Source organism: Yersinia aldovae 670-83 (assembly GCF_000834395.1).
Lineage (GTDB): Bacteria > Pseudomonadota > Gammaproteobacteria > Enterobacterales > Enterobacteriaceae > Yersinia > Yersinia aldovae.
Window position 1 is genome coordinate 825,162 of the sequence record NZ_CP009781.1, and the last position, 18,795, is coordinate 843,956.

Consider the following 18,795-nt stretch of genomic DNA (forward strand, 5'->3'; position numbering starts at 1 on the left):
AAAAAATCACCTTTAAAATCAATAAATTAAAAAGAGACCGAATACGATTCCTATATTCGGTCTAGGGAAATGGCTCTTGGGAGAGAGCCGTGCGCTAAAAGTTGGCATTAACGTAGGCTTATTCAGCCTTACTCTTTAAGAGTAGTCGAGTACATGTGTTTCGCCAACCTAGCTATGGAACTAAATAGTCACGGTTGTAAATTGATTTTGATTATAGCTATTTTAACTGATCGTCGAATAGCTAACTGGCTGTTAAATATAACCTAATATCTCGATAAGCTGTAGTCAGGCTGATTTATTCTCCACACAGTGTCATTGCACGCAACTGGAATGGCTCCAAACTCATTTTTTGACCTGGTTTGGTGCTGTCATCCAACAACAATACATCTAAAGGTTTTGCCAATACGTGACCCGACTTCATTTGTTCAGTGGCAATGTCATTCAAAGGATATTGCGCTAAGGTACTGGGATTAATCACAAAAAGCGCATTCCCGGTGCGACATTCCAGCATCACTTCTTCACGGCTAAACGCCCATTGCTTGCCAAATTCAAACTTACTGACAGTGATGACTTTTCCCGCAGCAACAGCATTAGTCGACAGTATTAGCAGTGATAGTACTAGCACAAAACCTTTCATCTTCTATTTCCTCAATTAGCTGAATGCGTTGATTTTCTCGCATACATCCACATTGATGCAAGCATACTGACAATCTCTGCGGCTGTTTATTTTACGTTATACCGGAGCCATCGTGGCAAAAATGCTCACCAGCAGTAATACGGCAGCACCAAGGATGATTTCGATGCCGCTATTTACCACCAGCCAGAAGTGGGCCTTTGTCGGTAGCTGCCTGAGCATCGGAACGATCCGATAACGGTTAAGCAACGCAACCACCAGCATGAACATAACCAAAACCACCTTGCAGAGGAGTAATATCTGATAGTCCGATGTCAGTGCCAGCGAGGTATCACGCAGCATGATAATGCTGTTAATCGCACCGGTGGCCAGTACCAATGCAACCGCCAGATGCCCCCAGCTTGAAAACCGAACCAACGTAGTGATGGCTTCGCGTTTAACATCAGAGTTAAGGCTATATGTAAGGCAAATCAACAGCGCGGGTAAACACCCCACCCAATAACCTGCACTGAGTAGATGTATGATTTGATTAGTTTGATGAATCCACCCCAGAGCACCATCATGCATCGCCGCGTGCCCGGTAAATGCCAGGCTTGCCAATAATAGAGTGGAACTCCCTACCATCAATTGATAGTAAAAACGGGTTGTACCCAGCACTACAATCCACATACTCAAGATGGATAATGCAAGATGCCACTGCCATACCTGACCAAATCGGGTTCCCAATACTGCCCACCAAACGGTTAGCCGGTAAGTATCAGCCCAGCCATCGCCCATCATGCCCGCCTGAATTGCCAAAAGACCAATAGCAGAAAGCAGCCCCAGCAGTGTGCTGAAGGTAAACAGGGGTAACAGGCGCGTTCTGAGTGTCGAAGAGAAGCGATCTGGTGCTAGCAAGGCGGTGAATATACTAATACCAAACATCAGCATCACCGCCAGAAAGTGCAGAAAGCGACACAGTACGAATAGAGTCGCTAAAGACATATTTATTTCACAGTAAAGCTATATGTGCCTTTAGTTTTATGACCATCAACAGAAACCACATGCCATGAAACATTATATTTTCCGGCGGTTAAGGCATGATCGATTGGCAAAATCAATTGTGTATTGTTCGCTGGATCTAATTTTAGCTCACCGGTTTTTACCACATGGTTATCAGGGCCAATGACTTTAACACCGCTAAAATTCAGTTCTATACCTTCAGAGAAAGCCAGAGTCAGTGCCTCTGGAGCCGCATTTATAGTGGTATCGGCAGCGGGAGACTCGACTTTCAAGTGTGCATGAGCCAAAGCTTGCTGGCTGGAAAGACCAACGAATAATACAATTAATGCCGAAAGCATACGGCAGGAAGAACGTATTTTGCGAATAAACCGTACTTTAGAAACAGTCATGGTATCCCTTAATAGATGGGGAGAAGAATCAATCTACTACCAACCATATCTTATATTGGCAGCGTGAACCCCTATCACTTCCAGTCAATTGTACTACCTGTGAGATAGCACACAAAATAAAGCGCCAAATTCTGAACGACGATTGAAATATAAGCAATAAATCAAATTACTTACGCCGTTATTGCAAATGATAACGATTTAACCTTGGGAAGTCGAGAAACCCAAGCTAAACCACATGCTATTAGCACGAAAACAACAAGATAGGTAACCACACGAAATTAAATGCCGTCACTATACAACAAAAAAACCGCAGTTCCTGATCCCGTGATTTGGGGGCTGGACACTGCGGCGGGTAACTTTTTAAGGCGACGGCCAGGGGAGCGATTAAGCCTGACTGTGGCTCTGAGCCGCCATTGTTTTCAAGTCTTTATCGACAAAGAATAACGCATTACCGCTATTTCCTACCAACGCCAATTTATCCAGAATAGATTTGAACAGTTTTTCTTCTTCATGTTGTTCAGACACATACCATTGCAGGAAGTTGAATGTAGAGTAGTCGTGAGTGGTCATAGCCACATGCGCTAACTCATTAATTTTAGTCGTAATGCGTTGTTCATGCTCATACGTCAGTTCAAATACATCAGCCAGCGATGCGAAATCGATTGGCGGTGCGGTGATGGTACCCAGCACAGGCATGGAGCCAGTTCCACTAAGGTATTCAAACAAACGCTGCATATGCTGCATCTCTTCTTGAGAATGCTCTTTTAAAAATGCCGCAGCACCTTCAAAACCTTTGTCGCTGCACCAGGCGCTCATTTGTAGATAAAGATTTGCAGAGTAAAATTCCAGATTCAGCTGCTCATTGAGCTTTTTTGCCATTTCTGTTTTCAACATAATAATTCCCTTATTTTTATAATGCAGGTAAGCAACGATTAACTCGGTGTATTATGCCAAGCTAAAAACAAAATAAGAACACCCTATTCACATTAATATTTAATAAAAAAATAAATTATCTATAAGGTCATGTTTAATATGATTTTTTATGAAAATAAAAAACAGTTAATTATTATGTTAGTTATTTACATTAAGTTATGAACACTAAAAAGAACGATTCTTATTTGAATTAAAAATCACTCAATGATAATCAATACGATAAATATTAATATCATCTATTTATGGTAATTACTTTATTCTCGCAGGTAGCAACATAACCTACTTGCCAATATCTGCCGTCTGCATTACCTTTTGCGCCATAGCATATGATCCCGAAAGGAGAAAACCGTGGGATACAATTTGGCAGAACTTTCTGATGAAGAAACAGCAAAGATGAACGTTGATCTGGCCGCTTCGGGTGTAGCATTTAAAGAGCGCTACAATATGCCGGTGATTCCTGAAATGGTTGCACGCGAACAACCTGATGAGCTGCGTGAATATTTTCTGCTGCGGTTAGCTCATTACCGTAGTGAATCACACAAACTGTCGCGTCTGCCCTATGAGCCGAAAGTGAAGTGATAACCCCCTCCCGCAAGCGATTGGCTGGCGGGGGGAGTCTGTGGAGTAAGAACTTATATTCGCCTCAATGGGTAATGAGTTGTTAACCGGCGAATTTATCGGTGGCCAGAATCAACTGATGCAAAATTCCCGGTTCGTCAAAAGAGTGCCCCGCTCCCTCGACAATATGCAGTTCAGCCTCAGGCCATGCCTGCGCCAGATCCCAGGCATTCTGCGGCTGGCATGCCATATCATATCTACCATGAATAATGACCGCAGGAATATGGCGGATACGCGTCACGTTATCCAGCAACTGGTTGTCACTGTCTAAAAAACCAAGATGGGTAAAATAGTGGTTTTCGATGCGGGCAAAGGCCAGTGCAAACGCCTCTTCACCAAATGAAGAGGCGTTTTTAGTGGGTAGCAAGGTAACCGTTTCGCCTTCCCATAAGCTCCAAATCTTAGCCGCTTCCAGTTGCACAGCCCTATCAGGTGATGTCAGGCGCTTGCGGTATGCCGCCGTCACATCGTTCTGTTCTTCGGGTGATAAAATAGAAAGTACGCGTTGCCACTTCTCAGGGAAGAAACGCGATGCTCCGTCTTGATAATACCAATCCAGCTCTTTTTTGCGCAGGGTGAAAATCCCACGTAGCACCATCTCGCTGACCCGCTCAGGATGGGTTTGCCCATAAGCCAGTGCCAGCGTAGACCCCCAAGAGCCACCAAAGATCAGCCATTTATCCACTCCAGCCATTATACGCAGCCGTTCAATGTCATCCACCAGATGCCAGGTGGTGTTGTTATCGAGGCTGGCATGGGGCGTAGATCGCCCACAACCGCGTTGATCAAACAACATCACATTATATTTAGCCGGATTGAAAAGTTGCCGATGGTAAGGCGCAATTCCGCCCCCTGGACCGCCATGTATAAATACCGCAGGCTTACCATTGGGATTCCCACAGCGTTCCCAGTAAATCTGATGCCCATCGCCGGTGTCTAATAAGCCACTGTCGTAAGGTTCATACGCTGGATAAAGCCCACGTAACTGTTCCATTCTTTTTCCATGTTTGTTATTAGACATGAAGTTATCAAAGCCTATGCAGCCCACTGGGTCAACGACAAAACATCACATTTACGCCAATCAACCCATTAATTTCATCAACTGGCGATAATTACGCCATATCTTGACGACTTTGCCGCTCTCATACCGCCACATCATGACAATTAAACTGTCGCGGGATAAGTCATTATTAAATAATATTCAGGTTAAACAATAAATTAAGCGTATCAATGCTTTCTTCCCTTGCAACTTACTCGGATTAGGTGATTAATAGGTGGGCGTACCAACCTAACCGAAGGTAAAGAGAGGCAAGCCATGAGTAAGGGAATGGACAGCAAAAAGAACGCGAAGAAAAAGCCACTGAAAACGCCAGCTGAAAAAAAAGCTGAGAAACGTGACAAGAAATCATCGTCTACCAGCGCTGAATAAACGGGCTTTTCGTCTCGTCAGTAAACCCGCCACACAAGGCGGGTTTTTTGTTGCTATGATTTAGCGATAGCCTGCGGGGAATAAAAATGTATTTTCGTGTTATCGATACTGAAACCTGCGGTTTAGAAGGCGGTATCGTTGAAGTGGCATCCATTGATGTGATTGATGGTGTATTGAGTAATCCTATGAGCGACCTGATTAGCCCGGACCGACCTATCAGTATTGATGCTATGGTTATTCATCATATCACCGAAGAGATGGTTGAAGGCAAACCACGGATTGCCGTCGCTGTCAGGAAATACCAAGGTAGCCCTTATTACGTCGCTCATAATGCTCCCTTTGATCGTGGCGTCTTACCCGAGATGGGAGGACAATGGATTTGCACCCTCAAATTGGCCCGGATGCTTTATCCTGATATTAAGCACAGTAATCAATATTTGCGATACGCTTTGCGCCTGAATGTCTCAGTGCCGGATAACCTCTATCCTCATCGTGCGTTATATGACTGCTACGTTACCGCCGCACTGTTGCAGCGCATAATGAAAGACTCTGGATGGAATGCACAACAGATGGCAGAGATGACGCAGCAGCCTCTGATATTGCAGACATTTAAGTTCGGTAAATACCGAGGAAAAAGCATTGAACAGATAGCCCGGCAAGATCCGGACTACCTGCGTTGGATGCTAACCTCTATCAGCGACCTTACCCCAGATATGCGCCATACCCTGACCCATTATCTGACGTAATTTGCTGTCTGAATCAGGCCAGGGCCAGAATAAATGCGTACTCCAGAGCGATATCTTCATACGCTTTAAAGCGGCCTGATTTCCCCCCATGCCCTGAGTCCAGGTCGGTATACAACAGTAGTTGATGGTCATCCGTCTTCATTTCACGCAGCTTAGCGACCCATTTAGCTGGCTCCCAATACTGGACTTGTGAATCATGCAACCCGGTGGTCACCAGCATGTGCGGGTAATCTTGCGCTTTCACCTGATCATAAGGGCTGTACTGCTTAATGTAGTTGTAGTACACCTCATCATTCGGATTGCCCCACTCGTCATACTCACCGGTAGTCAATGGAATCGACTCATCCAACATAGTGGTAACCACATCAACAAAAGGCACCTGTGCCACGACACCTTTATACAGCTCAGGTGCCTGATTGATAACGGCTCCCATCAGCAAGCCCCCGGCGCTGCCCCCCATAGCAAACACACGGTTGGCATCACCATAACCTTCGGCAACCAACGCTCTGGTTACATCAGTAAAGTCATTGAATGTATTTAGTTTATTCAATAACTTTCCGTCCTCATACCATTGTTGACCCAGCTCGCCACCACCACGAATATGTGCCAGTGCAAAAACAAAACCACGATCCAGCAGGCTTAAACGGCTGCCACTGAATGCCGGATCCATGCTGCTACCATAAGAGCCATAACCATAGACCAGCAACGGATTACCACCAGAAATAAAGTGATCGCGGTGATAAACCAATGAAACTGGAATTTTCACGCCATCTGTTGCTGTCACCCAAATCCGTTCACTGCGATATTGCTCCGGAATGAAATTTTTCACTTCCTGCTGTTGCAACAACTGACGAGCGCCCGTGTCCATATTTAGCTCAAACATCGAGCTGGGCGTGGTCATGGAAGAGTAGCCATAGCGCAGCAGCTCTGTTTCCGGCTCTGGATTATAGGCCAGCCAGGTGACATAAGTCGGGTCATCGAAAGTGATAGATTTCTGATCGCCAGTACCCCAGTGAATCTGCCGTAAATGAGTCAGCCCTTCACTGCGCTCTTCGACTACCAACCAATCGCGAAATAGACTAAAACCTTCCAACATCACAGCTGTTCTTGGCGCAATCAAAGACTCCCACTCTGATTCATCTGAAAAATCTGTGGGTTCGCTGCTGGTTTCCGCAATTTTATACAGACCAAAATTCTTGCCGTCTTTATTAGAACGAATATAAAAATGCTGCTTATAGTGATCTAACCCATATTCATGATCTTTACGGCGTGGCCCAAACATTTGCGGCACCGCTTCAGGCTGATCGGCATCCAACAATAAGATTTCTGATGTTGTAGTACTGCTTAAGTGGATAAGGATAAAACGCTCAGAGGTGGTTTTTTCCAGGCTGACATAGAAGGTGTCGTCAGTTTCCTCATAAATCAGTTGGTCTGGTTGCGAATCGCTGCCGATAACATGGCGATAGACTTGGTATGGCAATAAGGTTTTTTCATGCTTACGCACGTAATAGAGGTTTTTTGAATCATTAGCCCACTCAAAGTTACCGGAGGTATTGCTGATCACTTCATCAAACCAGACATCATTTTGTAAATGCTTTATCCGGATATCATATTGACGGCGTGATAAAAAATCCTCTGCAACAGCCAATAATTGGTTATCAGGGCTAACATCCAATCCGCCTAAGGTATAAAACTCACTTTCTGCTGCGCGCTGATTACCGTCCAGCAACGTTTCCCAACTGCTATCGGCCCAAACTGGCTGGCGCACGTTGATTGCATATTCATTGCCAGGTTCAAAACGGGTCTGATAGCGATAACCATTTCGGGTGTAAGGAACGGACTCCTCCTGAGGCGGGATGCGATCCACCATCTCCTGATAGAGCGTCTCACGCAAGGATTGCTGCGGCTCAAGCACCGCTTTAGTGAAGTCATTTTCGGCTTGCAAGTAACCCAAAACGTCAGCATCTGTGCGTTCATCATCTCGAAGCCAATAGTAATCATCAACACGGGTATCACCGTGTAGCGTCATCGGATAGGGACGTTTATCTGCCTTTGGAGGTGTGGTCATTGATTGGGGTATCCATCTGTGTTCTTTGTTCTGTAACGTTATAGCGAGAGTGACACGATTGCCGTTTGATGCCAAGTGGCAGCACACGCTTATAATTTAGTTACTGGGAACTCATTCAATAATAAACAGGAAGATAGACAGGTGCAGGATATGTTATCGCCAGCACCTGTTTGGCCGTGATTAGCTTAACGCCAGAGTTATGGCTTTAAGCTCGTAGGGTATAGGTGATGGTGCCCGCCTTACAATCGAGGACCACCTGATAGGTTTTATCGCCTTTGTTACCACGGGCGGTAAGTGGAACCTGCCAGATATCATCGTTGCCGGTGATATCAACGGTATTGATCCATACCACCGGGCTATCTGTGCCTAACAGTTTTTTATCTGATGTCCAACGAGTGATGCGATTTTGCTGAAAGTCCCTTTTGACCTGTGTGGCGACTTGCGATTGATTTAAACCGGGGCAAGCAGCAACTTTTGCTACTCGTGGTTCCTGAGCCTGCGCGCTTACTGTCATACCCGCCAATACGGTAGCCAACACCAAGGTTAATCCTGTCTTTTTCATTGCTCCTCCACATATTATTATCTCTATCCAGCGGCAGTAGCGATGATTGAAAGGCAGATTACAGAGTGTAATAGCATTGATAAACAAGAAATTTAAGACTGTGTTATGAACACCGCGTAAACTCAATCACGTAAAACTGCTTCAGGCCGGGATAGATCTCCTGTATTACCTTTTTCAGTTCACTCAATGACATATTCTCTTGCTCAGCATGGCGTTCTGTCAGGGTATCCAAAGTGATTGGCGTGACAGACTTGACCAAAATGTGACAAAAAAACACGCCATCTTCATTACGACACACCCGTAAGGTTTCCCCTGGGTAGAAATCGGCTTCACTGCTATCCCGGATAGTGATCGTTTTACGATCAGCCAGAATATCCGCCTCAAAGCGACGGAAGAAGGTGATTTCACGATTCATTTTAGATCCCTTTTTCACTTTCTGCCGAAAGTTGCCAGATTAAGCCGCTTGATTCTCTTCAGGTTTGGCTTTTTTATCCGCGTTGTTCTTTTCAGATTTTACTTTTTGTATGCCATCAATGGGTATCGCAGGGCTGACACCACGCAGAATCTGCCCTAAGGCATCTTTGTTTTCTGCCAGGAAGAAGCTTAATGACTCGCGTTGTTCTTCTTCAAGTGACAGAGGTGACTGTGACAACCATTCTGATAAGTTATCCGCCAGATCCAGCATTTTATCGTAAGCATCGGCTTCTTTTTTGGTTGTGAACGTCATTTTTTCCTCACCTTGTCTTACTCCGACGAATTTTATTTCAACGGCCATTTTTCTATATCCTTCTCGCCCATCAGTAACTGTATATAAACACAGTATATAGTGATTTTTCGGGGTGAGCAACTGCCCTTCCCCCGACGTGATTATTTAAGTAAACGGGCTTTGCAATTTTTGCCTTTGATCTTACCTTGCTGCAACTGTTGTAAGGCTCGTTTGGCGCTGGCTTTGCGAATAGCAACATAGGCGTGGACCGGGAACATGTCGATTTTACCTACATCTGCCGCCGTCAAGCCTGCATCACCGGTTAAAGCACCCAGAATATCACCGGGGCGGATCTTGGCTTTACGCCCACCGTCAATACACAGCGTCACCATTTCCGGCTCCGGCATGGTGTTGGTACTGCGGCTAATCTGCTCTGCGGAAGTCCACTTCAATTTAATTTGCAGATAATCTTCAATGGCATGGGCGCGGGTCATCTCTTGTGGCGTACACAGGCTGACGGCCAGGCCGCTCATCCCTGCTCGCCCAGTGCGACCAATACGGTGAACATGCACTTCAGGATCGAACGCCAGTTCAAAGTTAACCACCAGCGCTAAATCTTTGATATCCAGACCACGGGCAGCAACATCGGTTGCAACCAATACCCGGCAACTATGGTTAGCAAAACGCACTAATACCTGATCGCGATCGCGTTGTTCCAAATCACCGTGTAAGGCCAGAACACTGATACCACGGGATTCCAAAGCCTCATAAACGCTCTGGCAGTCTTTTTTGGTGTTACAGAACACCACGCAAGAATCTGGCTGATAATGGCTTAATACTGAAATCAGCAGCGGTAAGCGTTTCTCACGGGTGGTTTCAAACAGCACCTGCTCAATTGCCGGCTCTTCATCACCATCATCGACTTCAACATTCAGCGGTTCACGCTGCACTCTGGCGCTGATCCGCTCAATACCTGCCGGATAGGTGGCAGAGAACAGTAAAGTCTGGCGCTGCACAGGGGTGTAAGCAATCACATCGTCAATGGCATCGGTAAAACCCATATCCAACATGCGGTCAGCTTCGTCTAAAACCAGAATTTTCAGTTCATCCAGTACCAGTGTCTTTTTACGCAGGTGCTCCTGAATGCGCCCTGGTGTACCCACGACGATATGAGGCGCATGAACCAGAGAATCCAATTGGTGGCCCATCGGTTGGCCGCCGCACAGTGTTAGGATTTTAATGTTTTGAGTAAAGCGCGCTAAACGGCGTAACTCTTTACTGACCTGGTCTGCCAGTTCGCGAGTCGGGCATAGAATCAGCGCCTGGGTAACAAACTCCCCCACCGCGATTTTGTCGAGCAGCCCGATACCGAATGCGGCGGTTTTGCCACTGCCGGTTTTAGCTTTCGCCCGCACATCCTGCCCATTGAGGATGGCGGGTAATGCCGCGGCCTGTACCGGTGTCATCTCGGTATAGCCAAGTTCGTTTAGATTAGACAACTGCTCAGCAGGCAGTGTCAGGGAAGAAAAGGACATTGTGCTCACGGCGGTAACTCTTATAACTGGATGGAATGGCAGCGATGGCCTGAAGGCAAGCGCAAGATTTTGGCGCGATAATACCAGAGATAGGCCCGATGCCGGAATGAAACCGCAAAAAACAGGCTAAATACGCAATGCGCTGCGCAAATGGCTCAGGCAGGTTTCTATTCCTGCCCAGATACGCAATCGTTTTCGTCGCTGTTTTCTCGTATACTATTTCCGGTAAAATTTATCGTGCGTCAAATTAATCCGCCATTTTCTCACTGATGTAGGTAACGAACTATGTTGACTATTGGAACCGCTCTGCGCCCCGGTGCAACCCGTGTCATGTTGCTCGGCTCTGGCGAGTTGGGCAAAGAAGTGGCTATCGAATGCCAAAGATTAGGGTTGGAAGTTATCGCCGTTGATCGCTACGCAGACGCGCCCGCGATGCATGTCGCTCATCGCAGCCATGTGATTAACATGCTGGATGGCGCGGCACTCAAGCAGGTAGTTGAGCTGGAAAAACCACATTATATCGTGCCTGAAATAGAAGCTATCGCCACCGATATGTTGGTTGAACTTGAGACGCAGGGCCAGCGTGTGGTGCCGTGCGCCGAAGCCACCCGCCTGACCATGAACCGCGAGGGTATTCGCCGTTTGGCGGCGGAAACCCTGAAATTACCAACATCCAGCTACCGTTTTGCCGATACTGAAAGTGCGTTCCATCAAGCCGTGAGTGCGATCGGTTTCCCCTGTATCGTTAAGCCGGTGATGAGTTCGTCTGGCAAAGGCCAAAGCCTGATCCGGGGCGAAGAGCAGCTTAAAGCCGCATGGGATTATGCCCAGCAAGGGGGGCGTGCCGGGGGTGGCAGGGTCATTGTTGAAGGTTTGGTACGTTTTGATTTTGAAATTACCTTGCTGACCATCAATGCTATTGATGGCATCCATTTCTGCGCGCCAATTGGCCACCGTCAGGAAGAGGGAGATTATCGTGAATCATGGCAGCCGCAAGCCATGAGTCATATCGCCTTACAGCGCGCGAAAGAGATTGCGGAAAATGTAGTGAAAGCACTTGGAGGATTCGGGCTATTTGGTGTGGAATTATTTGTTTGTGGCGACGAGGTTATCTTTAGTGAGGTCTCTCCGCGCCCACACGATACCGGCATGGTAACCTTGATATCACAGAATATGTCTGAGTTTTCTTTACATGTTCGCGCATTTTTAGGCTTACCCATCGGCACCATTCGCCAATATGGTCCGGCGGCCTCCGTGGTCATTTTGCCAGAGCTTACCAGCCAAAATGTGGCTTACCACGGTTTAGAAAATGCCTTGAGCGGAGATACGCAAATTCGCTTATTTGGTAAACCTGATATTGCCGGCAAGCGCCGTTTAGGGGTTGCGCTGGCAGTGGCAGAGGATATTACGGTGGCGATTGAAGTGGCAAAACGAGCGGCTGATGCCGTGGTGGTGAGTGGCAAGTAGCGCTATTAACAAACCCGCCTTGTGTGGCGGGTTTAGTTGTGAGTCGGTAACGGCGTGAGGCATTACCCCTCGTAAGGGTCCTCGATTTCATCCGCATCTTGTTCATTATCACGGCGATAATCTGACTCAGAGTGTTCATCAAAATCATCGTCTTCAAAAATAGCCATCGCTTGGGGATCGTCCTGGTGCCGCTCACGGATCTCCGCTGCCACCAATGCAATCGCCTCGCCACTGCTCATCCCTTCCGACATGAATTTGTGAATACGTTCGACCGCTTCTTGCTGTTCCTCATGGGAAAGTGAAGGCATACCCGCTAGCATTGATTTATCTCCTGCATATAATTCTTAAGTATACCCCAGCAACGCTAAGCACGGAGGGTCTATACCTGGTTATTTTTGTCTGCGGTGACCCACTGCCACTAAACTATCTGCCCATTAAATTGAGTAAATTATGGTAATCTATCAGGCAGTTTCGCTGTGAGCGCGGCGATTATGCCACTGGACAGCCATTTCTCTAAATATAATCATCTGAAAGAAAAGAATAGCCATTCATGAGTGAGAAATCCCTGACTTTCAAAGTCTTGCCTTATCAGCCTGAGGCCGTAATCCAACAATTTTTCCCGCTTGCTCATCAAGCCTGGGCGATGCTGCTGCATTCTGGTTTTGCCGAACACACTCACAATCGCTTTGATATTTTGGTCGCTGACCCACAGGTAACACTCACGACCCACGGCCTGGAAACCCAGATCATGGGTGCGCAAGGGCAGGAATGCTCACTTGCCGACCCGTTCTCTTTATTGCAGCAACAACTGGATAATTTCTTGCCTCTTATCTCACCACATCCTGATCTGCCATTTCTGGGCGGAGCCTTGGGGTTATTTGGTTATGATTTGGGGCGGCGCGTGGAGAAATTACCTGCGTTGGCGATTCCAGATGTCGCGTTGCCGGATATGGCTATCGGCTTGTATGATTGGGCACTGATTGCTGATCACCAATTGCACAAACTGACCTTAGTTTGCCACGGCGATGTGGAGCAGCGCTGGCAGTGGCTACAGCAGCAAAAAAAACCTGAAACGGTCATGCCATTCAAACTGACCAGCCAATGGCAAGCAAATATGTCGCGGGCACAATATGGCGAGAAATTCCGCCAGATTCAGGAATATCTGCACAGTGGCGACTGTTATCAAATTAATCTCGCGCAGAGATTCAGTGCTGAATATCAGGGAGATGAATGGCAAGCGTTTCTGTCACTGAATCGCAGCAACCGGGCTCCCTTTTCAGCCTTTATCCGCTTGCCGCATAATGCAATTCTGAGTGTCTCGCCGGAACGTTTTTTATGGTTGGAAAACCATCAAATTCAGACTCGCCCCATTAAAGGCACGTTGCCACGGTTGCCGAATCCCGAGCAGGACCGTTTGCAAGCTGAACGTCTGGCGCATTCAGCCAAAGATCAGGCGGAAAATCTGATGATTGTCGATCTGTTACGTAATGACATTGGCCGCGTCGCTCAACCAGGTAGTGTGCGAGTACCTGAGCTGTTTGTGGTTGAGCCTTTCCCGGCAGTGCATCATTTGGTTAGCACCATTACCGCCACGCTCCCCACTGATTGTCCGGCTACCGCGTTGCTGCGCGCCTGTTTCCCTGGTGGTTCGATTACCGGCGCACCTAAAATCCGCGCGATGGAGATCATTGAGCAACTTGAGCCACATCGGCGTAATGCCTATTGCGGCAACATTGGCTATATTAGTTGCTGCGGCACGATGGATACCAATATCACCATTCGTACCTTATTGACGGAAAACGGTAAAATATATTGCTCTGCTGGCGGGGGGATAGTGGCTGATAGTCAGGAACAGGCTGAATATCAGGAAACCTTCGATAAAGTTGCCCGCATCTTGCCGCAGTTGGGAAATCAATCATTTGGTGAGTAACTGTCTGTGAATGATGGAATGACAGGGCGTGCCCTGATGGAGTTTATCAGCCGTTTTCAGCTACAACTGCCTCCGACGGGCAGTTTCTCGGCTAACAGCCGTCATGCGGCGGTGTTGATCCCAATTATTTGCCGCCCAGAACCCACGCTGCTGTTAACGCGGCGCTCAAACCACTTGCGCAAACATGCCGGTCAGGTTGCTTTCCCCGGCGGCAAAGCCGATCACGATGACCGCTCACTGATTGATACCGCGCTGCGCGAAGCTGAAGAAGAAGTGGCTATCCCAGCATCCTCAGTGCATGTCTTGGGGCAATTGGCCCCACTCGATAGCTCCAGTGGCTATCAGGTAACCCCCATAGTAGGATTAGTCCCCGCCGATATTGCTTTTCATGGCAATGAAGAAGAAGTCGCCGGGCTATTCGAAATCCCCTTACATGAAGCACTCAGCCTCTCTCGTTATTATGCACTGGATATTCATCGTGGAGGGTTCAATCACCGCGTCTATCTTTCCTGGTATGAAAGCCAATTTATCTGGGGGCTAACGGCGACCATCATCCGCCGTCTGGCACAGCAGGTCACTCTCTGACAGTAAAACGCGGTGCCCAATACGGGGTATCAGTGACAACCGTCACATCGTGACAGCTAAAAAATCGCAATAACAGCATAAAGCGATCCCTATCACCACATCACATCGATTTTTACCCTATTTTTCCTGCACATCCATTTTAAAAAAACTGTAAAATCGCCTGTCAGCGTTATGAAATATCTGTAAAATAACATTCATCACTATAAACCACTAAAAAAGTAAGGTTAAAACCTGGTAGTGATAGCGATTAATTGGTAGCGAGATGACATTGTTGCGATATCAAATTGATACCGCCAACACCAGTAGGACCCAAACTAACAGGGCCTGTGATAGCAAGACTTAATACAAAGTAACCTGCTGCTATCCACAGCGCTCTTATACTTAATACAGATATTCTCGGCCACATTCATATGCACCGGGAATAACAAAAGGCTTTGTTAAGGAGTTTTAGCGTGATTAGCGTTTTTGATATGTTCAAAATTGGTATTGGGCCGTCCAGTTCTCATACTGTTGGGCCAATGAAAGCCGGTAAGCAGTTCTCTGACTTACTGATATCTCAAGGACTGATGCCTTCTGTCACACGGGTTGCCGTTGATGTTTACGGCTCACTGTCACTCACTGGGAAAGGTCACCACACCGATATTGCCATTATTATGGGGTTGGCAGGCAACATGCCAGACACCGTGGATATCGACAGTATTCCGGCCTTTATCCGTGATGTAGAATTACGGCAAAAACTGATGCTGGCCAATGGCTTGCACGAGGTAGACTTCCCGCGTGAAGGTGGGATGGTGTTCCGCAGCGATAATCTGCCGCTGCATGAAAATGGTATGCAGATCCACGCCTTCGCTGGCAATGAGAAAGTGCTCAGCAAAACCTACTACTCCATCGGTGGTGGTTTTATCGTCGATGAAGAGCATTTTGGCAAAGCGGCAGTCAATGAAGTGAGCGTGCCTTATCCGTTTGATTCTGCGGAAGAAATTCTGGCCAACTGTGAACAAACAGGGATGTCTATCTCTGGAATGGTGATGCAGAATGAGCTGGCGATGCACAGTAAAGAAGAGATTGAGTCATATTTCACCGCGATCTGGCAGACTATGCGTGCGTGTATCGATCGCGGCTTGAATACCGAGGGAGTGCTACCGGGGCCATTGCGCGTACCACGTCGTGCATCCGCATTGCGCCGTTTGCTGGTTTCCTCCGATAAACTGTCCAACGATCCTATGGTTGTCATTGATTGGGTCAATATGTTCGCACTGGCCGTTAACGAAGAGAATGCAGCGGGTGGCCGTGTGGTCACCGCCCCCACTAACGGCGCCTGCGGTATCGTTCCGGCCGTACTGGCCTATTATGATCACTTTATCGAGCCAGTGACGCCTGAAATCTTTATCCGCTACTTCCTGTCATCCGGTGCTGTTGGTATTTTGTATAAGATGAATGCATCTATTTCTGGTGCAGAAGTCGGCTGTCAGGGTGAAGTGGGCGTGGCATGTTCAATGGCAGCGGCTGGTCTGGCTGAATTACTGGGTGCCAGCCCGATTCAGGTCTGTATCGCCGCTGAAATTGGCATGGAACACAACTTGGGGCTGACCTGTGACCCGGTTGCAGGTCAAGTACAAGTGCCTTGCATTGAACGTAATGCGATAGCCTCCGTGAAAGCGATCAACTCTGCACGTATGGCAATGCGCCGTACCAGCGAACCGCGCGTCTCACTCGATAAAGTTATCGAGACCATGTTTGAGACGGGCAAAGATATGAATGCTAAATACCGCGAAACCTCCCGCGGGGGGTTGGCAATCAAGGTGCAATGTAATTAATTTCTTTCCGTAAAAGAAATCGTGATCACCAAGGGGAGCCGAAGCTCCCCTTTTTTATGCGGTCAGATGTTTTATGCAGTCAGATACGGGGTAACGACGTCATCAGGCAGGGAAATGTGCCGAATGGGTCGCCGCAGTGTGCCCATCAGTGCAGTCGCGCCATCCGTTTCCAGAAGATAAACTCGCCTTACTCTTCCTGATCGTTATGCAGCTTGGTAATGCGCACCAGTTCGATGCGGTAATCTGATACTTCCATAATCTCAAAACGCAGATTATGCAGCTCAACCACATCACCCGCCGTCGGCATGTGGCCTGAGTGCGACAGCAGCATACCGGCGAGTGAGGCATAATCTGCCGTCGGGCTAACCAGCTCCTGACAATCCAGCGCCTGCTCCAGAGAGTGCAAGTCTGCCCCGCCCTTCACCAGCCAACTATCACCGTCAGTAATGATATCCGGTGTTTCATCTTCGTCAGGGAACTCACCGGCGATCGCTTCCAGCACATCCAGCGGCGTAACCAGCCCCTGCACCACGCCGAACTCATCATTAACCACCACTAAGCGCCCCTTGGCTTTACGCAGTACCCCCAACAGATTAATCACATCCATGGTGTCCGGCACCACAATAGGGGGGGTTGCCGCAGCAAACTCACAGATAGAATCACCACGTTCAATGGCAACCAGCAAATCCTTCGCGCGAACCACACCAATTATCTGATCTAATGAATCACGGCAAACGGGAAACAAGCTGTGCGGTGTATCCAGCAGTTGCTCGCGGATCTCTGCTTGTGAGCGATTGCAATCCACCCAGGAGATCTCAGTACGCGGTGTCATGACGCTGCGCATTGAGCGCGAAGCCAGCGTCAGTACGCCGCTAATCATATAGCGCTCTTCTTCTGCAAACGCTTCTGCTGGCATCGTCTGCTGTGTGTCGCCGTGTTGTGGCTCCTGCTGCTGACGCCCGCCCATCAAACGGATAATCGCTTCAGCGGTACGCTGACGCCGTGGCAAGCGGGATTCCTGCTTGATAAAGTTCCGCCGTGCAATCTGGTTGAACAGCTCTATCAAGATAGAGAAGCCAATCGCGGCGTACAGATAGCCTTTCGGAATATGGAAGCCGAAACCTTCTGCGATCAGACTCAGGCCGATCATCAACAGGAAGCTCAGACAGAGCACCACCACGGTAGGATGCGCGTTAACAAACCGGGTCAGCGTTTTCGACGCCAGTAACATCACGCCCATAGCAATCACGACAGCGGTCATCATGATAGCCAAATCATTAACCATCCCCACAGCAGTGATGACGGCATCCAGTGAGAAGACCGCGTCCAACACCACTATCTGCGCCACAACGGCCCAGAAACTGGCGTAACCCCGATTCGCACTGTCATCGTGCTGGTTACCCTCCAGCCTTTCGTGTAGCTCCGTAGTGGCTTTGAATAGCAGGAATAGCCCCCCCACTAACAGAATCAAATCTCGTCCGGAGAAGCTAAAACTGCCGACACTGAACAGCGGTGTGGTCAGCGTTACCATCCAGGAGATGACCGATAGCAGCCCCAAACGCATGATCAGCGCAAGAGATAAACCGATGATACGGGCTTTATCTCTCTGTTTAGGCGGCAGTTTATCGGCCAATATGGCGATAAAGACCAGGTTATCGATACCCAGAACAATTTCCAGTACCACTAACGTCATTAACCCTGCCCAGATTGAGGGGTCCATTAGAAATTCCATGTCAGACTCCGTAAATAAGAACACGATTTAGATGATGAGCACTCGACAACAGACGCAGCAAAACGCCGCAGTACGGTTGTCAGAATAAATACGCAGAAAGATCGGGTGACATTAGACGCAGCAGATGTGCGTGATTTGATAACCAGATTTAACCCCACTGGCTGGGTATTAACGCTAAGTAAACAGTAACTTCGGTGACAGTCCATAGGGAGAGCTGAGGCCCTTAACTCCTGACAATTAATAGAAGCGCCAACTTTATCAGGAATTTTTTTGTTGGCATAGTCGCATTTATCCAATGAGTTGGTACAAAAATTCATTCTGATTAAATTCACCGTTTCGCTCGTTAAACAAAACCGCTCGTCCGACCATGATCCTGCTCACTTAAGTGACGTTTAATTATCCAAGTAAGCTAAATCATTCATAACATGTCTGAATAAATGAACAGCGTCACATAATTTATTTTTTCACTGACTAAAATAAATCCCATCCAATAACTTTGGAACATACACCTGAATCGATTCATTGATGTTATGACTAAATCGGCGGTGGTAAGACAATATTGCGGCTATCATTAATGGATTCAATGTGAACCGAAGTGTTTTTGGTGAAAGTAGTTTTGGTCAAAGTGATTTTTCTGTACGT

The 18,795-nt window shown here is 47.6% G+C and carries 18 protein-coding genes; 6 read left to right on the plus strand and 12 right to left on the minus strand.

Annotation, left to right across the window (positions count from 1 at the left end):
* Positions 1–295: 295 nt before the first annotated feature.
* The 4 genes from AT01_RS03880 to ftnA all read right to left on the minus strand — a co-directional run bounded on the left by AT01_RS03880 (position 296) and on the right by ftnA (position 2,919).
* Positions 296–637, minus strand: a complete 342-nt coding sequence (locus tag AT01_RS03880) for a YebY family protein (RefSeq protein WP_042546159.1) — start codon at positions 635–637, stop codon at positions 296–298.
* Between the two features lie 96 nt (positions 638–733).
* On the minus strand, positions 734–1,618 hold the full coding sequence (gene copD, locus AT01_RS03885; protein WP_042546160.1) for a copper homeostasis membrane protein CopD: 885 nt from the start codon (positions 1,616–1,618) through the stop codon (positions 734–736).
* Between the two features lie 2 nt (positions 1,619–1,620).
* Complete coding sequence (yobA, locus tag AT01_RS03890) at positions 1,621–2,025, minus strand: CopC domain-containing protein YobA (protein ID WP_042546161.1); 405 nt, start codon at positions 2,023–2,025, stop codon at positions 1,621–1,623.
* Positions 2,026–2,409: 384 nt separating this feature from the next.
* Positions 2,410–2,919, minus strand: a complete 510-nt coding sequence (ftnA, locus tag AT01_RS03895) for a non-heme ferritin (protein ID WP_042546162.1) — start codon at positions 2,917–2,919, stop codon at positions 2,410–2,412.
* 387 nt (positions 2,920–3,306) lie between these two features.
* Here ftnA and AT01_RS03900 point away from each other — a divergent pair, with 387 nt between their 5' ends.
* The gene (locus AT01_RS03900; protein ID WP_004701745.1) at positions 3,307–3,537 is read left to right on the plus strand and encodes a DNA polymerase III subunit theta; all 231 of its coding nucleotides are present in this window, start codon (positions 3,307–3,309) and stop codon (positions 3,535–3,537) included.
* 82 nt (positions 3,538–3,619) lie between these two features.
* Here the strand turns inward: AT01_RS03900 and pip are convergent, their stop codons facing one another.
* Positions 3,620–4,570 carry a prolyl aminopeptidase gene (gene pip / locus AT01_RS03905; protein WP_042546163.1) on the minus strand — a complete coding sequence of 317 codons (951 nt, stop codon included), beginning with the start codon at positions 4,568–4,570 and terminating at the stop codon, positions 3,620–3,622.
* A gap of 521 nt (positions 4,571–5,091) precedes the next feature.
* Between pip and exoX the strand changes: the two genes are divergently transcribed.
* Positions 5,092–5,751, plus strand: coding sequence for an exodeoxyribonuclease X (gene exoX, locus AT01_RS03910; RefSeq protein ID WP_042546164.1), 660 nt, complete (start codon positions 5,092–5,094; stop codon positions 5,749–5,751).
* A gap of 13 nt (positions 5,752–5,764) precedes the next feature.
* Here exoX and AT01_RS03915 read toward each other — a convergent pair whose 3' ends face one another.
* The 5 genes from AT01_RS03915 to dbpA form a co-directional block, all read right to left on the minus strand.
* Positions 5,765–7,819, minus strand: a complete 2,055-nt coding sequence (locus tag AT01_RS03915; RefSeq protein ID WP_042546165.1) for a S9 family peptidase — start codon at positions 7,817–7,819, stop codon at positions 5,765–5,767.
* A gap of 205 nt (positions 7,820–8,024) precedes the next feature.
* A complete protein-coding gene (yebF, locus tag AT01_RS03920; RefSeq protein ID WP_042546166.1) occupies positions 8,025–8,381 on the minus strand; it encodes a protein YebF in 357 nt (118 codons plus the stop codon).
* Between the two features lie 103 nt (positions 8,382–8,484).
* Positions 8,485–8,796 (minus strand): N(4)-acetylcytidine aminohydrolase, encoded by a 312-nt coding sequence (yqfB, locus tag AT01_RS03925; protein ID WP_042546167.1) that lies wholly within the window; start codon positions 8,794–8,796, stop codon positions 8,485–8,487.
* 39 nt (positions 8,797–8,835) lie between these two features.
* The gene (locus AT01_RS03930; RefSeq protein WP_042546168.1) at positions 8,836–9,156 is read right to left on the minus strand and encodes a YebG family protein; all 321 of its coding nucleotides are present in this window, start codon (positions 9,154–9,156) and stop codon (positions 8,836–8,838) included.
* A gap of 92 nt (positions 9,157–9,248) precedes the next feature.
* Positions 9,249–10,631: an ATP-dependent RNA helicase DbpA gene (dbpA, locus tag AT01_RS03935; RefSeq protein ID WP_042546169.1), complete on the minus strand. Its 1,383-nt coding sequence runs from the start codon at positions 10,629–10,631 to the stop codon at positions 9,249–9,251.
* A 276-nt stretch (positions 10,632–10,907) separates the two neighbouring features.
* Between dbpA and purT the strand changes: the two genes are divergently transcribed.
* Positions 10,908–12,089 carry a formate-dependent phosphoribosylglycinamide formyltransferase gene (gene purT, locus AT01_RS03940; protein ID WP_042546170.1) on the plus strand — a complete coding sequence of 394 codons (1,182 nt, stop codon included), beginning with the start codon at positions 10,908–10,910 and terminating at the stop codon, positions 12,087–12,089.
* 62 nt (positions 12,090–12,151) lie between these two features.
* Here the strand turns inward: purT and AT01_RS03945 are convergent, their stop codons facing one another.
* Entirely contained in the window at positions 12,152–12,409 is a 258-nt protein-coding gene (locus AT01_RS03945; protein WP_004701726.1) for a YoaH family protein, read from the minus strand.
* A gap of 230 nt (positions 12,410–12,639) precedes the next feature.
* On the opposite strand from AT01_RS03945, the gene pabB reads away from it, so the two are divergent.
* From pabB to AT01_RS03960, 3 genes are all read left to right on the plus strand, one after another.
* On the plus strand, positions 12,640–14,019 hold the full coding sequence (gene pabB / locus AT01_RS03950) for an aminodeoxychorismate synthase component 1 (protein WP_042546171.1): 1,380 nt from the start codon (positions 12,640–12,642) through the stop codon (positions 14,017–14,019).
* 18 nt (positions 14,020–14,037) lie between these two features.
* Positions 14,038–14,604, plus strand: coding sequence for a CoA pyrophosphatase (locus AT01_RS03955; RefSeq protein ID WP_042546172.1), 567 nt, complete (start codon positions 14,038–14,040; stop codon positions 14,602–14,604).
* A gap of 452 nt (positions 14,605–15,056) precedes the next feature.
* On the plus strand, positions 15,057–16,421 hold the full coding sequence (locus AT01_RS03960; RefSeq protein ID WP_004701720.1) for an L-serine ammonia-lyase: 1,365 nt from the start codon (positions 15,057–15,059) through the stop codon (positions 16,419–16,421).
* Positions 16,422–16,608: 187 nt separating this feature from the next.
* On the opposite strand, the gene AT01_RS03965 is transcribed toward AT01_RS03960, so the two are convergent.
* The gene (locus AT01_RS03965; protein WP_042546173.1) at positions 16,609–18,153 is read right to left on the minus strand and encodes a TerC family protein; all 1,545 of its coding nucleotides are present in this window, start codon (positions 18,151–18,153) and stop codon (positions 16,609–16,611) included.
* Positions 18,154–18,795: the final 642 nt, after the last annotated feature.

What these genes read in the sequence shown, in the direction of transcription:
- purT (WP_042546170.1), top strand. Translation starts at nt 10,908, where the DNA reads ATGTTGACTATTGGAACCGCTCTGCGCCCCGGTGCAACCCGTGTCATG.
- AT01_RS03965 (WP_042546173.1), bottom strand. Translation starts at nt 18,153, where the DNA reads ATGGAATTTCTAATGGACCCCTCAATCTGGGCAGGGTTAATGACGTTA.
- copD (WP_042546160.1), bottom strand. Translation starts at nt 1,618, where the DNA reads ATGTCTTTAGCGACTCTATTCGTACTGTGTCGCTTTCTGCACTTTCTG.
- pabB (WP_042546171.1), top strand. Translation starts at nt 12,640, where the DNA reads ATGAGTGAGAAATCCCTGACTTTCAAAGTCTTGCCTTATCAGCCTGAG.
- exoX (WP_042546164.1), top strand. Translation starts at nt 5,092, where the DNA reads ATGTATTTTCGTGTTATCGATACTGAAACCTGCGGTTTAGAAGGCGGT.
- yqfB (WP_042546167.1), bottom strand. Translation starts at nt 8,796, where the DNA reads ATGAATCGTGAAATCACCTTCTTCCGTCGCTTTGAGGCGGATATTCTG.
- yobA (WP_042546161.1), bottom strand. Translation starts at nt 2,025, where the DNA reads ATGACTGTTTCTAAAGTACGGTTTATTCGCAAAATACGTTCTTCCTGC.
- yebF (WP_042546166.1), bottom strand. Translation starts at nt 8,381, where the DNA reads ATGAAAAAGACAGGATTAACCTTGGTGTTGGCTACCGTATTGGCGGGT.
- AT01_RS03955 (WP_042546172.1), top strand. Translation starts at nt 14,038, where the DNA reads ATGACAGGGCGTGCCCTGATGGAGTTTATCAGCCGTTTTCAGCTACAA.
- AT01_RS03930 (WP_042546168.1), bottom strand. Translation starts at nt 9,156, where the DNA reads ATGGCCGTTGAAATAAAATTCGTCGGAGTAAGACAAGGTGAGGAAAAA.
- AT01_RS03880 (WP_042546159.1), bottom strand. Translation starts at nt 637, where the DNA reads ATGAAAGGTTTTGTGCTAGTACTATCACTGCTAATACTGTCGACTAAT.
- ftnA (WP_042546162.1), bottom strand. Translation starts at nt 2,919, where the DNA reads ATGTTGAAAACAGAAATGGCAAAAAAGCTCAATGAGCAGCTGAATCTG.
- AT01_RS03945 (WP_004701726.1), bottom strand. Translation starts at nt 12,409, where the DNA reads ATGCTAGCGGGTATGCCTTCACTTTCCCATGAGGAACAGCAAGAAGCG.
- pip (WP_042546163.1), bottom strand. Translation starts at nt 4,570, where the DNA reads ATGGAACAGTTACGTGGGCTTTATCCAGCGTATGAACCTTACGACAGT.
- AT01_RS03915 (WP_042546165.1), bottom strand. Translation starts at nt 7,819, where the DNA reads ATGACCACACCTCCAAAGGCAGATAAACGTCCCTATCCGATGACGCTA.